Annotated in this window: 16 protein-coding genes and 1 pseudogene; 13 read left to right on the plus strand and 4 right to left on the minus strand. The window is 44.9% G+C overall.

Going from position 1 to position 14,471, the window contains the following annotated elements; genetic code table 11:
• Positions 1–58: 58 nt before the first annotated feature.
• Both CHI10_RS10330 and CHI10_RS10335 read left to right on the plus strand, forming a co-directional pair.
• Positions 59–673, plus strand: a complete 615-nt coding sequence (locus CHI10_RS10330) for a DUF5957 family protein (protein WP_286137290.1) — start codon at positions 59–61, stop codon at positions 671–673.
• Positions 670–1,170 carry an anthrone oxygenase family protein gene (locus tag CHI10_RS10335; RefSeq protein WP_095244211.1) on the plus strand — a complete coding sequence of 167 codons (501 nt, stop codon included), beginning with the start codon at positions 670–672 and terminating at the stop codon, positions 1,168–1,170. Before CHI10_RS10330 ends, CHI10_RS10335 begins: the two co-directional genes overlap by 4 nt.
• Before the next feature lie 43 nt (positions 1,171–1,213).
• On the opposite strand, the gene CHI10_RS10340 is transcribed toward CHI10_RS10335, so the two are convergent.
• Positions 1,214–3,181, minus strand: a complete 1,968-nt coding sequence (locus CHI10_RS10340; RefSeq protein WP_095244212.1) for a M6 family metalloprotease domain-containing protein — start codon at positions 3,179–3,181, stop codon at positions 1,214–1,216.
• A 203-nt stretch (positions 3,182–3,384) separates the two neighbouring features.
• Here CHI10_RS10340 and CHI10_RS22320 point away from each other — a divergent pair, with 203 nt between their 5' ends.
• Positions 3,385–3,621 (plus strand): hypothetical protein, encoded by a 237-nt coding sequence (locus tag CHI10_RS22320; RefSeq protein WP_179289003.1) that lies wholly within the window; start codon positions 3,385–3,387, stop codon positions 3,619–3,621.
• 415 nt (positions 3,622–4,036) lie between these two features.
• On the opposite strand, the gene CHI10_RS10350 is transcribed toward CHI10_RS22320, so the two are convergent.
• Positions 4,037–5,467 carry a polysaccharide deacetylase family protein gene (locus CHI10_RS10350; RefSeq protein WP_095244213.1) on the minus strand — a complete coding sequence of 477 codons (1,431 nt, stop codon included), beginning with the start codon at positions 5,465–5,467 and terminating at the stop codon, positions 4,037–4,039.
• Positions 5,468–5,623: 156 nt separating this feature from the next.
• Here CHI10_RS10350 and CHI10_RS10355 point away from each other — a divergent pair, with 156 nt between their 5' ends.
• Entirely contained in the window at positions 5,624–6,886 is a 1,263-nt protein-coding gene (locus CHI10_RS10355) for a YeeE/YedE family protein (RefSeq protein ID WP_286137291.1), read from the plus strand.
• 218 nt (positions 6,887–7,104) lie between these two features.
• Here the strand turns inward: CHI10_RS10355 and CHI10_RS10365 are convergent, their stop codons facing one another.
• Entirely contained in the window at positions 7,105–7,614 is a 510-nt protein-coding gene (locus CHI10_RS10365; protein WP_095244216.1) for a GNAT family N-acetyltransferase, read from the minus strand.
• A 78-nt stretch (positions 7,615–7,692) separates the two neighbouring features.
• On the opposite strand from CHI10_RS10365, the gene CHI10_RS10370 reads away from it, so the two are divergent.
• Positions 7,693–8,295, plus strand: coding sequence for a YitT family protein (locus CHI10_RS10370; RefSeq protein WP_095244217.1), 603 nt, complete (start codon positions 7,693–7,695; stop codon positions 8,293–8,295).
• A gap of 204 nt (positions 8,296–8,499) precedes the next feature.
• On the opposite strand, the gene CHI10_RS10375 is transcribed toward CHI10_RS10370, so the two are convergent.
• A complete protein-coding gene (locus CHI10_RS10375; RefSeq protein WP_095244218.1) occupies positions 8,500–9,417 on the minus strand; it encodes a DNA-3-methyladenine glycosylase family protein in 918 nt (305 codons plus the stop codon).
• Between the two features lie 119 nt (positions 9,418–9,536).
• On the opposite strand from CHI10_RS10375, the pseudogene CHI10_RS10380 reads away from it, so the two are divergent.
• The 8 genes and pseudogenes from CHI10_RS10380 (at position 9,537) to CHI10_RS10415 (ending at position 14,468) form a co-directional block, all read left to right on the plus strand.
• Positions 9,537–10,103: pseudogene (locus tag CHI10_RS10380) on the plus strand (bifunctional transcriptional activator/DNA repair enzyme AdaA).
• Positions 10,100–10,597: a methylated-DNA--[protein]-cysteine S-methyltransferase gene (locus CHI10_RS10385; RefSeq protein ID WP_095244219.1), complete on the plus strand. Its 498-nt coding sequence runs from the start codon at positions 10,100–10,102 to the stop codon at positions 10,595–10,597. Before CHI10_RS10380 ends, CHI10_RS10385 begins: the two are co-directional and overlap by 4 nt.
• Positions 10,598–10,730: 133 nt before the next feature.
• Positions 10,731–11,159, plus strand: a complete 429-nt coding sequence (locus CHI10_RS10390) for a DUF4181 domain-containing protein (protein ID WP_095244220.1) — start codon at positions 10,731–10,733, stop codon at positions 11,157–11,159.
• Between the two features lie 92 nt (positions 11,160–11,251).
• Positions 11,252–11,737, plus strand: coding sequence for a nitroreductase family protein (locus CHI10_RS10395; protein WP_095244221.1), 486 nt, complete (start codon positions 11,252–11,254; stop codon positions 11,735–11,737).
• 40 nt (positions 11,738–11,777) lie between these two features.
• Entirely contained in the window at positions 11,778–12,083 is a 306-nt protein-coding gene (locus CHI10_RS10400) for a hypothetical protein (protein ID WP_286137293.1), read from the plus strand.
• Between the two features lie 105 nt (positions 12,084–12,188).
• Positions 12,189–12,707, plus strand: coding sequence for a hypothetical protein (locus CHI10_RS10405; RefSeq protein WP_286137294.1), 519 nt, complete (start codon positions 12,189–12,191; stop codon positions 12,705–12,707).
• A 94-nt stretch (positions 12,708–12,801) separates the two neighbouring features.
• The gene (locus CHI10_RS10410; RefSeq protein WP_095244223.1) at positions 12,802–13,476 is read left to right on the plus strand and encodes a response regulator transcription factor; all 675 of its coding nucleotides are present in this window, start codon (positions 12,802–12,804) and stop codon (positions 13,474–13,476) included.
• Positions 13,473–14,468: a sensor histidine kinase gene (locus CHI10_RS10415; RefSeq protein WP_095244224.1), complete on the plus strand. Its 996-nt coding sequence runs from the start codon at positions 13,473–13,475 to the stop codon at positions 14,466–14,468. The genes CHI10_RS10410 and CHI10_RS10415 overlap by 4 nt, the downstream gene beginning before the upstream one ends.
• Positions 14,469–14,471 lie beyond the last annotated feature (3 nt).

Raw genomic sequence — 14,471 nt, forward strand, 5'->3', positions numbered from 1 at the left:
GTTAGAACCCCCGCTTAGAATGGGTTTTGTAAAGAAAACAGGAGAGGGGACGAAGAAAATGCCAAAAAGAACATTGGCTGAAAATAGTTATATAGGATTGGGATTGGTTTACCTGGGCTGCCTGCTGATTCAGTTTTTGCTGGCGGGGATGTCGATCTTTGGGGATCCGTCCAAGTGGGCCGCCCATAAAATGTTTGTGCATTTGTTTGGCTATGCCATTCCGGTGCTGATGATGCTGAGTGCGCTGGCAGGAGGATTTTTTAAACGGATTTATAAGGAAATGATGGCCGTTTTCCTGCTGCTGTTTGCCATGTATTTCACTGCCAATATGGGCTGGAAAATCAGCTGGCTTGGAGCGTTTCACCCGGTTGCGGGAGTACTGTTTCTCGGGGCAGGCGCGGCTGCGGTCCGAAAGGTATGGAAGACGCCGCAGGAGTCTGTTCGCTCCAAAGAAAAAAATAGAGGACTGCTGCTTTGGATATTGGCTGGTGCAGCAGGCGGATTAACAGCCGGAGTTATTTTATCTAATCTAATTGGAATCATCAGTTTCTATGTATTCGATCAGCCAGTGGGGATTAAATTTCTGCCGTTTTATCTGGCTGCCTTATTCGCGGTAATGGTACCTGCCTGGCAGTATAAGAAGAAACATAAGATGAGGGAGGAAAAGCAATGAAGCAAAAACTGACGTATTTCTTTATGGTTTCATATTTATGGATCACCTTGATTATGCTGGGGGCTTTTGTATTGGAGGTATTTATGGTGTATCCGAATATTTTTCATAACGTGCCGGAATCATTTGATGTCTCTATGGAATTTATGGAGGCAGCGAGTCCCCATACGTTTTTCCCGCCGCTTGGGTTAGCGAGCTGGGTCACTGGGGCTGGGGCGCTGATTCTGGTGTGGAAACTAAAATCTGCCCGCCGCTGGGTTCTGGGAAGTATTCTTGTCATGATTCTACTGGGGCTCGTCTCCATGCTATTTGAATGGCCGAGAAATGAAATTATGTTTATTGAGGGGCAGAGTGTTCATTCAGTGGAATTTCTGAAACAGACCGCAAGGGAGTTTCTGATGATCAATTGGATCAGAGTAGCGTGCAACACGGTTGGTGCTGTCATGGTGTTTGTGGGATTTTTAAAGTTTTATAAGAACCAATTGCATGAAAGAGAGTAGGCAAATGAAAAGGGACAGGCGGGCCTGTCCCTTTTTTAATCATTTATTTCCCCGCACCAGGGCCAACACGTCTTGTAACTGTATCCGTTTTGGCAGGATCGGTTTCGGAGGTGCTTGTAAATGTAAGCTTTGTCGGTACAGGCTTGGTTTTTTGAATTTTCACGTAAACTGGAACTTCCACTGTTTCACCGGCTTGCACTTCAATCACATTATGCTCAAGCATGAGCTCCCAGCCGGCTTCCGTCTTGGCATCCAGGCGGATGAGATCTGCAGCATTGCCCGTATTGGTTACCTTGAAGGAATAGGCTGCCACCTTGCCGGGAGCGGCAAATTGGACTTTGCTGTTTTCGGCTGAGACGCCTCTTGCGGCCGGGCCGGACTCATCCATATGGCGGACGGCGACACGATAGGAGAGGGCTCCTTCGTTATCAAGCTTTTTATTTAAAATGTAAAAGTGAAGACGGTTATGCTCGTCCTTATATTCGCTGACAACCCCATCTGCTGTGCCTGCTTTGAAGAGGGAATCGGAAAGCTGTCTGTAATCCCCTTTTGAATACATAGCTTCTGTTCCGTCAGGACGTTTAAAGTCAACCTTGTTAATGTCTTCTGCATGAGAGTCGATGACCCAGATGTTTGGTGCTGCTTCCGTATTTTTGGTTTTGGCAAGAAGAACGCCGGAATCTGGAGTGAAGGAGTCGAATCCTACACGGTCCACCACTTCCACCGTATAGTTGTTGTACCATTTTTCCCCGCGCTGCATGTCCGCACGCCAGTCGTCCTCAAGTGAATTTTTTGGCGTCAGATCTTCCATGTTGATGTTGATGCCGTGAAGAGCATTGCGGCCAAACTCTTCACCGGCCGGTACCGCACGTGCCAGGATATCAGTAAACACAGGTCCGGATTGAGCCAATTCCTCCCGGCTGATGTTCAAGTACTGATCTTCCGATAAGAAGCCTTGCTTGATTTTGTTCCGGAGCATGTGATGTGCCGGCGCTGATCCGCCCAGAGTAGGGAGGACCATCCAGCGTGTATGAGGCCCTGCAGGACCATTAAAGCTTCCCCGGCTCATTAATTCCCAAGGTCCGGAATAGGAGCGGGAAACAGGCTTTCCATATGGATTGTTGTAGTTATCCCCCAAATTCATAATATGGCCAAATTCATGAGCGAAGGTTCCCATTCCATCGTTTTCACCCTGGATGGAAACGCCCCGGCTTGCACTGGACCAGATGCTTTTCGCGGCAAGCCACGAAGTCCAAGGGACATAGCGGGTATTGGCGGAATTCGGAAATCCTTCAAAAGGCGGACCGAATTCCTTCGCCACATCTTCTGCCGTCTGGAACATCATTTCCCCAAATTCCTGCCAGATACCTGACTCATCATATCCGGCATGCAGGATGAAGGTGAAATCGTAATTTTTGCCTGAAGCGGCGATATCCGCTTTCGCCTTTTCCATTGCTTCAGTTCTTAAATTTTTTGCCCGGTACTCTCCCGGCATATTGACCTGCTGCCCGAATTCGTTCAGTCCGTACTGGAATTCATTGTGGTCCATCCGATAGGTTCCGAATGAATCCAGTTCAACAGCCCATTTGCCATATGAATTTTCTCTCCAATATTCATTGATTGTCCGATGATTATTCAGCGGCTGCGGCTTGTTCAGGAAATCCACCCAGAACTGGCCGATTTCATCCCGCGGAATATTGCCGGTGCCAATAGGGTTGCCTGCCACTTCAGATCCTTCCGGCTGACTTAAAATAAACTCCCGGTCAGGAAAATCGACAATGACAAGTGCTCCCCGTAATACTCTTTCAGGCTCAATATCAGCCGTCCGCCAGTCAATTCCCGGCACCGGCCGGTAATCTTCCCAGGTCATATCCTCAGGAAGCTCCCAGGACTGCACATCTGCGGGTTCCGGGAAGTCTTCAAGACCCGGCTTTTCTGCATAAGCCGCAGAAGAAATGGTCATTAAAAGCAATGTAACAAAGAAGATAAAAGACTTTTTCAATTGCCTCAACTTATTTCGCCTCCCTTAATTCTAGCATTCTGGTAAATTATACAATCTTGTTTCGGGATTAAAAATATAAAATATTTAAAATATTCAAAATGATAGGGAAGACCTAAGACCGGATGCCTGTAATAAACTAAAAGCAGAGGGTGGCGGTAGTCTAAAACTGCTATATTTGAAGAGAAGGGAAGCTTTCTAAGTAGGAGGGACATATGAAATTAAATATCTTTTATTCAATGCCAGGGGATGATGTTTTAAAAGGAATCCTGCAACTTCACAGGAACATATTCGGCGATTCTGAAGAATTAGTAGGTAAGATGAAAAGCAAACCTCAGTTGCTGGTGCAGGCAGCTATGGATGGAGAAAAAGTGATTGAGGAAGCCTTTTTTAATACACCAAATGTATTCGCTTTTGTCGAATGTTTCTATGTTTCAATGGAAACAGTTTGATATACTATATTAGTGAGATATAGTTTTTCTTTTTGCCAAATGAGCCGAGTGGAGTCGGAGCGTTTGCGAAAATCGTATTTAGTATTTACATGTTCTCGTTACATTTTTGGTGTGGCTCGGAGCAGTCAACCAAATTGCACGGTGATGATCGGATAGGGATTTGATTTGATAGATCATTGTTTGAATATCAAAACAAAACAACCGTTTCTGACAAACTTAAACCGTGTACAAATTAAGTCCGGAGTAGGCTCCCGGGCTTTTTTTGTTGCCCTGATATCATAGGAACTTACCCGATCAACTCCCAGCCCCTGTGAGTGGAGTAACGTGTCAAGACAGGCGGAGGGCCCATTCAGTTTTATGAAAAGGGGACAGGATCGTAAAACAAAACGCCCAGGAAAACCCCTGAGCGTCTAGCTTATGATCTTTTCCCAAAAAACGTACCGGTCACTTCCTGTTCCTGCAGGGATAGAAGCTCGGAGACGGTAATGAATTCGTAGCCCTCTTTTTCCAGGTGCGCCAGCAGGTCTGGAAGTGCTTCAGCAGTTGACCTATGGATATCGTGCATTAAGACAATCGAGCCTGGCACGGCATTGGCCTTCACTATTTTTTGAATCGATGAAGCGTTAAGTGTCTTCCAATCAAGTGAATCCACCGACCACAGAATAAGCGGTGTATGGGCCATTCCGGCAATTTTTTTCACATCTTCATTCATGGCGCCATAAGGCGGGCGGACGGTTGCGGGAAGTTGTCCGCTTGCTTCCTTGATTTTGGCGCTGGCTTCTTCCATTTCTTTGCGGATATCTATTTCGCCGAGGGAAGAAAGGTCCGCATGGCTGTCACTGTGATTTCCGATTTCATGGCCTTCTTCAGCCACCTGGCTTGCGAGGGCAGGATAGAATTGCGCCTGACTGCCAAGCATATAAAAGGTAGCTTTTGCGTTATGCTTTTTTAATATATCCAATATAAGCGGTGTGACTTTCGGGTGCGGCCCATCATCAAAGGTAAGGGCAATATACCTGCCGTTTGGATCCAGCGGAGCGGTTTCGGGTTCACTGACTTCCGGTTCAGGCAGCTGAATGTCAGGAAGCTTCAATTGCCTAATGATTTCATCCTTTAAGAGAGGACGAATATGTTCGATTGGAATTTTCACCTTGACCGCTCCGGCTGCGCCTGCCGCAATTTCATATTCGTTAAAATAAAGCGTGAAATTCTTGCCGCTCAGTGACCATTTCCAGCTCGACGGATTTTTCAGCGCTTCGTCAAGCAGGTCATTAAACAGATAGTCCTGGAGCTCTTCTTTCCCGCCAATTTGGTTTTTTACCATCGTTCTGAGATTTGTCAGGGACTCCTCATCCATTTGGATGATATCGGCAAGCTGCACCATTTTCTGATTCGCAAGGTCGATCGTGAACGTTTTGACCGCGGCCTGCCCATTGGCGCCGCCGGTGTACTGGTAAGCTTCAAATACCAGGGTGTACATGGTATCGGAAACTTTTTTCGGATCCGCCTTGATATTAAGATGGGCACGGAAATCTTCGCTGTCCAGCACCTGCCGGTTTGCCTGCACAAGTTCAAGGAAATCCCTTTCCTGAGCCTGAATCCACTCTTTCATGGGTTTGTTCAAAGTTTCAATTTCAGTTATCGGTGTACTGATCGCAAGGGTATAAGATTTCGTTTCCTTTGTCCGCGTTTCTAGGTTTAATCCGGGGAAAGCTTCAGGGGATGTGGTTTCTGTTCTGGAAAAAGCCTGCAGGCTGGTGTCAGCTCCAGAGATGATGAAATAATAGATGCCTGCAATGAAGATGCAAAATATTGCCCACGATGGCCATTTAAACCGCTTAAGCACTGATATCCTTTCCTTTCCTGCTGTAAAATTATGACTCTCCAAAGATATAATTATATCAGAAATCTTCGGGCTGGAGAAAAATTCACCATTTACTTTTAAAAAAATATAGTATAAAATAACACTTTAATCCGACTAAAAAGATAAGAAAAGGAGTGAATGAGGTTGGCTCAAGTTGAAATGAAAAATAAATCATGGATTTCAGCACCAACAACAGTTGTTTCAAACTTAAATCCGATTCAAAAGCCTTTCGTTGCAGCTGGTGTTCTTGCAGCTATCATTTTGTTCATTTCCATTATAAATACAGCGAACATGACACAGGGAGTTCTATTTATTATTGGAATTGCACTCGGCATGACCTTGCTTCATGCCCGCTTTGGCTTCACATCTGCATTCAGGCGCTTTGCAAGCGTAGGGAACGGGCAAGGCCTGCAGGCACATATGCTGATGCTCGCAGTTGCTTCCGCATTATTTGCGATTATTTTAAGCACAGGCTTCAGTTTCACAGGAATCGAGCCTAAAGGGTATGTGTCTCCTGTAGGAGTCAGCGTCCTGTTTGGTTCCTTTATTTTTGGAATCGGGATGCAGCTTGGGAATGGCTGTGCATCCGGTACTTTGTATTCTGTAGGCGGAGGGCAATCCTCCATGATCCTGACACTGATTTCTTTCATCGTTGGTTCCACGATTGGAGCGTACCACTTCTCATTTTGGATGGAAGAAACACCGTCATTGCCGCCAATCTCCCTGGCGACATCAACTGGACTCGGGTACGGCGGAGCATTGGTTCTGCAGCTTGCGTTGTTTGCCTTGATCTATTGGGTGACCCTGCAAATTGCGAAAAAGCGCAAAGCACCAATGATGAAAGCTTTGCCTACAACTGCTGGGTGGAAAAAAATCCTGCGAGGCTCATGGCCATTGTTCGCAGCGGCAATCGTATTAGCTTTGCTGAATGCACTGACTTTGACTGTCCGCGGAACGCCTTGGGGCATCACTTCCGCATTCGCGCTATGGGGCGGAAAAGCGCTGATGGCAATGGGCATCGATGTAACATCATGGGGCTACTTTGCATCAGAGCCGAATTTAACGGCATTGAAAAATACAGTTCTTGCTGATTCTACAAGTGTTATGAACTTCGGCATCATCCTGGGTGCCTTTATTTCAGCGGCATCGCAGGGAACATTCAAGCCTGGGAAAATTAAGCCGGGTGTCGCAGGTGCTGCGATTGTCGGCGGACTGCTGATGGGATATGGTTCCCGTCTTGCATTCGGATGTAACATCGGCGCCTACTTTGGCGGAATTGCATCCTTTAGCCTGCACGGCTGGGTATGGGCGATCATGGCCATGCTTGGAACAGGTGTAGCGCTGTTCATCCGCCCGATGTTTGGATTGAAGAACCCGAAATCTACGGATTCGATTTGTTAATGGAAAGCCTGGTGCTCTTGGTGAGTGCCGGGTTTTTTATTTGGGAAACAGCTGGCTTAATTGGGGAAAAGTCTGACTGAATTAAGGAAACCACCAATAAAAATGGGGAAACAAACTTGAGATTTGGGGAAAAGGAAACCCGAACCGGGGAAACGGTTCGGGACTTTGAAAAGCGGATGAGTTTAGCTGGAAAGGAAAAAATCTTGCTTGCAAGCTTTTTACGTAAATTCCATTTCATAACAGAGTTCTTCCTGCTGTGTATCTTCAAACCACTTCATGCCAGCCGCAGTCATGCCGATTTTTTCGAGCACCTTTCCGGATGCAGGGTTGGCCGGATCCACAGCCGCGGAGATTTTTCGCACGTTCAGGCCACTATTCCTTAAAGCGGCCACGCATGCAGCCGCGGCTTCAGCAGCATACCCCTTGCCCCAGTAATGCTGATTAAAATGATAGAGGAGCTCGACTTCGTGTTCATTTTCAGCCGGGTTAAACCCGCAAACTCCAATGAGGGCGGAAGTTTCTTTTAGCAGAACAGTGTATACCGAGTAGCCTTTTTCAATCTGCAGCCGCCGGTAAAAATCGATGGAGCGCTGAATTCGGCTTTTTGTGCTGGCGCCCCCGCAGTATTTCATTACCTTTGGGCTCCCCCAAATCTCATAAACTGTATCCAGGTCATCAGCCTGCATGGTCCGGAGCAAAAGCCGATCTGTTTCAAAAGGAATGACCATTCTATTCACCTCACGCGGTTTCGTCTTCTATGAAAATATTATAAGATAGAGTGAGGAAAAAAGTTAGGAGTTTTTGTTATGCACGTACTCTATAAAACTTTGATTTTAGGAATAGCCGCCGGCATCCAGGGAATCGCGATGACCTTTTTCTTATTTCCGCATTTTATCCCGTCCGGCGGAGCGGCAAGCCTGGCGGTTCTATTCAATTATCTGTTGGACACGCCTTACTCGGTGACATTGTGGGTTTTGAATGCGGGTCTGCTCCTGGCAGCGGCCAAATGGCTCGGGAAAAGCAGTGTGATCTGGACACTGTTTTGTGTATCCGTTACTTCGGTTACGATTGATTTTCTGGCTCCATACATAACGGAACCGCTGAATCCAGTTCTCCTTGATCTTTTGCTTGGAGCAATAGTCTTTGGAGTTGGCATCGGCATTTTATTCCGGATGGGCGCTTCGTCCGGGGGCATGGATATCCTCGCGTTAATCATTTCAAAAGCAAGAGGAACTGCGCCGGGACGGACGCTGTTTTACATAAATGGCAGTCTGCTTTTGCTAACAGGGGTTGTCGTGGACTGGAAGGTTATTGTTTATGCGGTGATCTGCCAGATGATTGGGACGCGGATGATTGATCTCATTTACAAGCTTGAACTTGAAATAAATAGTAAAAAGGCCGTTAATTGACGGCCTTTTACTGTGTTTTTGATCATTTATATAGGTCAATCGTGTGCTGAAATCGGCCAGGTTTAGTTATATCGGGCAAAGAGTTAAGGCTAGCACCCGGATTTTTATTTTATCGGTCACTTTCAAAAGTAAATCGGCCGAATTACATTTTATCTGCCACTCCGCGTCACGTTGATTTGCGGCAATGGCACAGTGCAAAATAATTTAATATAATACTCTCCACAAATAAAAAGTAGCATACGCTTCCCAATTCTCCCAGCGAGCTGAATATTTCAGGATTTTCTCTCTCGCCGGTTTCCTTTCAGATCCTGTGACCACTTTAATCGCATTATGCAGCCCGACATCATCGATAGGAAAAGCGTTCGGGAAGCGAAGGCACCGCATGAGGACATAATGGGCGGTCCAGGGGCCGATGCCGCGTATTTTGGTCAGCCTTTTTTCTGCAGTTTTTACATCTTCTTTAAGCAGATCCTCTTTTAGAAGCTCACCGTTTGCAATTAAGCGTGCCACATCAATGAGATATTCACATTTTTTCACCGTCATTTTTAGTTCGGCCAGATCTTCGATGGTTAACCCGGCAATCGTTTCCGCTGCAGGGAAGAGCCAGTATTTACTCCCTCCGTACTCCAGCGACTCCCCATATTTTTCAACGAGCCTCCGCTTCAGTGTATATGCATATGTAAGGTTAATCTGCTGCCCAAGGATTCCCCAGGCAAGAGCCTCGAATAAATCGGGAATTCCCATCACTCTAAGCCCGAAAAATTGCTCTGCAGGCTTTTGCAGCAAGGAATCTGTTTGTGCCATCTCATAAAATGGGGTCAGACTGGCTCCAAGGTCAAACCAATCATGGATATATTCTACAATCTCCGCTTTCATTTGATGCGTGACAGGCTTATGAATCCTGACGGTCAGGAACTGATCTGACCCACCGCTTATTTCTAGAAGCAGCTTTTCATCTCTGATAGAAATGGCGCGTCTAACTGTCTCGCCGGAAATCTCATAAAGGCATTCATTTGTTGATCGTGACAAGTATCGCAGGTTTTCGGAGAAGCTGAATTCAGACGGAGTGAAAAGCACCAGGCCATTTTCAGCATCTTTCCAGTTAACAGGTGGACAGCTCATATGGATTCCTCCTTTTCTTTATTGTAAGTCTTCAGGATTACGTTATCTTGCGTTTATATTTAGGATTTCGCTGAAATAGCCCCTTTTTTGTGTATACTTTTTAGCAGAGGTGAGCGCATGTGGATTATGAACAGATTCCAGAAGAATACTGGAACGCAATAAAGGATTGCGACAAATCCTATGATAATCTCTTTCTTTATGGAGTTAAAACGACAGGGATATTCTGCAGGCCATCGTGTCGGTCGAGGGTCCCGAATATCGGCAATGTCGCTATTTTTAAAAATGTGTCTCAAGCACTGGCGCAAAATTTCAGGCCGTGCAAGCGCTGTAAACCGGATGGTCTCAGCCTGCCAGCAGAAGAATGGATCAAGCAAATAACCAGGTGGATCGATCAGCATTATAAAGACCCGATTACATTGCATCAATTGGGGGATCTGTTTCATTGAAGTCCTTATCATTTACAGCGGGTGTTCAAACGGGTCACCGGGAAGTCGCCCACAGAGTATATTCAGGACCTCCGGCTCGATAAAGCCACCCATCTGCTGGAGGCAGGGGAGCAATCGATAGCCGATGTCGGTGCATCAGCAGGATTCCCCAGCACCCCTTATTTTATCTCTTTGTTTAAAAAGAAGTTCGGCACAACGCCTGCAGCATTTAGAAACAAAACAAGGGGGGAGAAAGAATGAACATTGAATGGGCGAACCTGCAGGAAGGTGAATGGAGCCTTTATCTTGCGAAAACAGAAAAGGGTCTCTGCTATATTGGATCTGATCCGGAGTTTGAGGAATTTGAAAGCTCCCTGAAGAAATATATCCCAGCTGCAGTGCTTGCGGAAAATAAAGATGCATTGCAGCCATACATGATGGAAATACAGGAATTTCTTCAGGGAAAAAGACAAGTTTTTTCAATGGATCTGGATGTAAAGGGAACTCTGTTTCAAGAAGAAGTCTGGGAGGCATTAGCACAGATTCCCTACGGAAAAACAGTCTCTTATTCAGACATTGCAGAGAAAATAAACAGGCCGCAGGCAGTCCGGGCAGCAGGGAAAGCAATCGGTGCCAATCCCCTGTTAATCGCGGTCCCATGCCATCGTGTCATCGGCAAAAATGGTGCGATAACCGGCTACCGCGGAGGCGTTGAAATGAAGCATACCCTGCTTGAATTGGAGAAACAAGGCTGAAGAGAGGGCCTCTTCGGCTTTTATTTTTTCTGCAGCTGGAACATCCAAATGTTAAAGGGAACTTTTTCCTCCTGTATCCGTAGAAATAGACAAGAGAACACAGTGGTCGTGCAAAGGCGGAGGAGGGAAAGGTATGTATGTCATTGATCCAATGATCTGGCCTAAGTTATTGCTCTTAGTAACGATTGTCGGAGCATCTATGTACTTCTTCGAAATGGGTTTAAGAAAATGGCTGAAGCTCGAGAAAAAGAAATTTTTTTCTTATAACCATATCAATGAAAAACATAAAAAGGTGGATTGGACCATTCGAATAGGGTTTTTAGTAGCCATCCTGGCCGGAGGCATTTATAACATGACGAGAGATCCGATGGAATGGCTATGGTTTTTAGAACCATGGTTCCTGCTTTTTGTCTTTATCGGTGTTTCAGAAAGCGCCAGGGCTTTTATGGAGTGGAAATATGCCGAAAACCGCAGGGCTTATATGGTGACCATTATTAATCTGGTCTTTGTTTTAATTTTGTTATTCACAGCTATTAAAACTGATTTTTTCTGGATGCTTTAAACTAAGAATGGGGTCATCGAATAATTTTCAAAGATGAAATCCAATTAATCTAGTATTATATATAGTAAATCAACAAAAAGGGGAAATACACAGTGGATATAGAGAAAATCATTACAACACGCCGCAACATAAAAAAGTTCAAATCTGATGAAATGGATCATAGTGCAATATTGTCCTGGCTGGAGGCTGCGACCATGGCACCCAACCATAAAATGACGGAGCCTTGGGAAGTTTTATTTGCTGGTCCGGAAACAAGGGCTAAGCTGAATCATAAAACCGATTTCGGGGGAGCGCCCGTTGTGCTCGCGATTCTGTCCAAGCATGGAACAACGGCTCTGGAGCGAACAGAGAATATGGCTGCTGTATCCTGCTTTATCCAGAACTTTATGCTGATGGCGTGGGAATCAGGCGTGGGGACTTTCTGGTCTTCCCTGGGGACTTCAGCGAAAGCCAGACTGACGTTAAATGTCCCTGAAGATTACGATGTCGTCGGTATCTTCGGTGTAGGATATCCTGAAGAAGTGCCGGAAGCGAAGGGACGCACATCGATTAAAAGTAAGATCCAGCATTTATCATAAGTATTTTTATAGGGCGCCTATCCAATGGAGGGCGCTTTTTTTGTTATTGTTAGAATATGGTATAATTTTAATAGAATGGCGAGAGGAGTTCATATGTTTCTTATTCCAGGCAATATTAATCATATTTATATGGGTGATTCCCTTTTTCTTCTTTAAAAATGCTTATAAAAAAATGGACAAAAAAGAACAGCAGGATGTGAAAAAAGAGCTGAAGAATCCTTTCTTTTTCCTGCTTTTTGGAGGCAGCTGCATTGGATTTCAAGTGTTTACTACAGGCAGTATTTCAGAGATCAAAATTATTCAGCATATAGGATCCGGATTAGTGTGCATCGGGCTGGTGACATGATGCGTGTATACATTCAGGCAGAGACAGGTTAAAAAGAGTTTTGCCCTAATGATGAGTGGGATAATAGGGGCTATTTTTTATTTTTTCTAAGGTACGGTGAAGCTTATGACGAGAGAGTTTTCTTCTATATTGCTATTCCTGGCCATTTTACTATCAGCTTGCACTCAAACCCCCGACCTCGAGCCGTATGATGGAAAAGCATTAAGGATTGCGGTCGTTGGAGACCCGCCAAGAGTGGATACAGACCAAGTGAAGTTTAATGAACTATCTATTGATGAACTTAGAGCTGAGGAATTAAGCTCTTATGAAGCAGTTATCATAACTGAAAAGAATCTTGCTAAAGCGGCTGAAGCCAAATATGCAGATACCTATGCAGAGTCATCCATTCCGTTCTTTTTTGTATCGGCAAGCAGTCATATCCCGTTTATTGGTGAAGACACAGAATATAGTGATTCATGGAAATGGGAGGCTGGCAAAAGCTATGCTGTGGGAGTTCTGGCATCCGAAGAAAATGATTCCCTCCAAACTTGGGAGTATGGGCTGTATAATGACGAATTGACCGATGAATCCATTCGTGATGTGTATTTAAGAATATTCAAGACTCTTGATGAGCTCAAGCAATAAGGTGATCATTTCAATTCCAGATTACAGTATGGAATAATAGCAGTATCTTAAGAATTTTGAACAAAGCCCATTATTCCAGTAAAGAGGGATTTTTATGTATAGAATCATGATGATCGAAGACGATGAAAAAATAAGAAGGATTGTCGCTGATACGCTTAAAAAGTGGCAATATGATGTGGTAGAGGTAACTCAGTTTGATCAAGTGCTGACGGAATTTGAGCAGACAAGCCCACACCTCATTTTATTAGATATCAATCTTCCTGTTTTTGATGGATACTACTGGTGCCAGCAAATACGCTCGGTTTCAAAGGTGCCGATCATTTTCCTTTCCTCCAGAAATCAGAATATGGATATCATAATGGCCATTAATATGGGCGGGGATGATTTTATCCAGAAGCCCTTTGATTTGGATATCCTTCTTGCCAAAATCAGTGCGCTCATCCGCCGGAAGTATACCTATCAGGAAGAGGAGAATATCCGTCTGATCCATCGCGGCCTGAAATTAAATGTAACCAATTCAACGATTGAATTGAATGGGAAAAGCAATGAGCTAAGCCGGAATGAATTCATCCTTTTGCAGCTGATGATGCGGAATATCGGGAAAATCGTGTCCAGGGATGACTTAATGCAGTCGCTGTGGAATGAGGAGCAGTTTGTTGATGATAATACACTGACCGTGAATGTGAATCGGATGCGCCGGAAAATTGGCGCACTTGGATTAGAGGACTTCATTGTCACTCGGAAAGGGTTAGGGTATATAATTGAATGAATTTTCTTCGCTATCTATCCTATGAAAAGCCTTATATCGTCCTCTACCTGATCAGCTTCCTGATTTCAGCTGCCATCTTTTTTACTGATATCCACGGCAGCCTGGCATGGGGGACATTCCTCTATGCCTTTACCTTGTCTTCGATTGTCTTAATTGGGTTTTTAGTATACCGGTATCAGCAAAATCTCCGTGTGATCAGGCAAATAGAAAAGGCCGATTACGACAGCCTGTCTCTGGAAGGGGAGTTCGCTAAGGCCCACATCGATGAGCTGAAGCGGGAACATATCCGTGAGATGAATCGGATTCAGGACAGACAGAAGGAACATTATGATTTTATTGTCAGCTGGTTTCATGAAATCAAAACACCCATTGCGGTTCTTCGCCTGCTGCAGCAGACTGATATGGATGCAGACAGTTTAAGGGAAGAAATCGCCAAAGTTGAAAATTATGTTGATCAAGCACTCTATTACGCTAAACTTGACAGCTTTAATCAGGATTACGATATCCGGAAATGCGATATAATCAAGATTTCTAAGGATATAGTTAAGTCCCATTCCAAGTCGTTTATTTCAAGTAACATCCGCCTTCACATACAGGCAGATGAGCTTGAAGTTCAAAGTGATCCTAAATGGCTCCATTTCATTGTCAATCAGCTTCTGACAAACAGTTTGAAATATACGGAACCTGGCGGAGAAATCACCATTTCCGCTGTGGAAACCCCGCAGGAAAAACAGCTCGTGATTCGGGATAATGGGATTGGCATCAGCGGGAAAGATCTTCCGAGAGTATTTAATCGCGGTTTTACAGGAGAAACGGGGCGGGTGCATTCGAAGTCAACCGGGATGGGTTTATATTTAGCCCAGCAGCTGTGCAACAAACTGGGACATTATATTAGCTGCACGTCGAAAGTGAATGAATACACCCAATTTATCGTTCACTTCCCGCTTGATAGCGATCCCTTCTTACTAATGCAAAAAACACACGATGAGTAAAAA

It is taken from the genome of Bacillus sp. 7894-2 (assembly GCF_002272225.1).
Taxonomy (GTDB): Bacteria; Bacillota; Bacilli; order Bacillales; family Cytobacillaceae; genus Cytobacillus.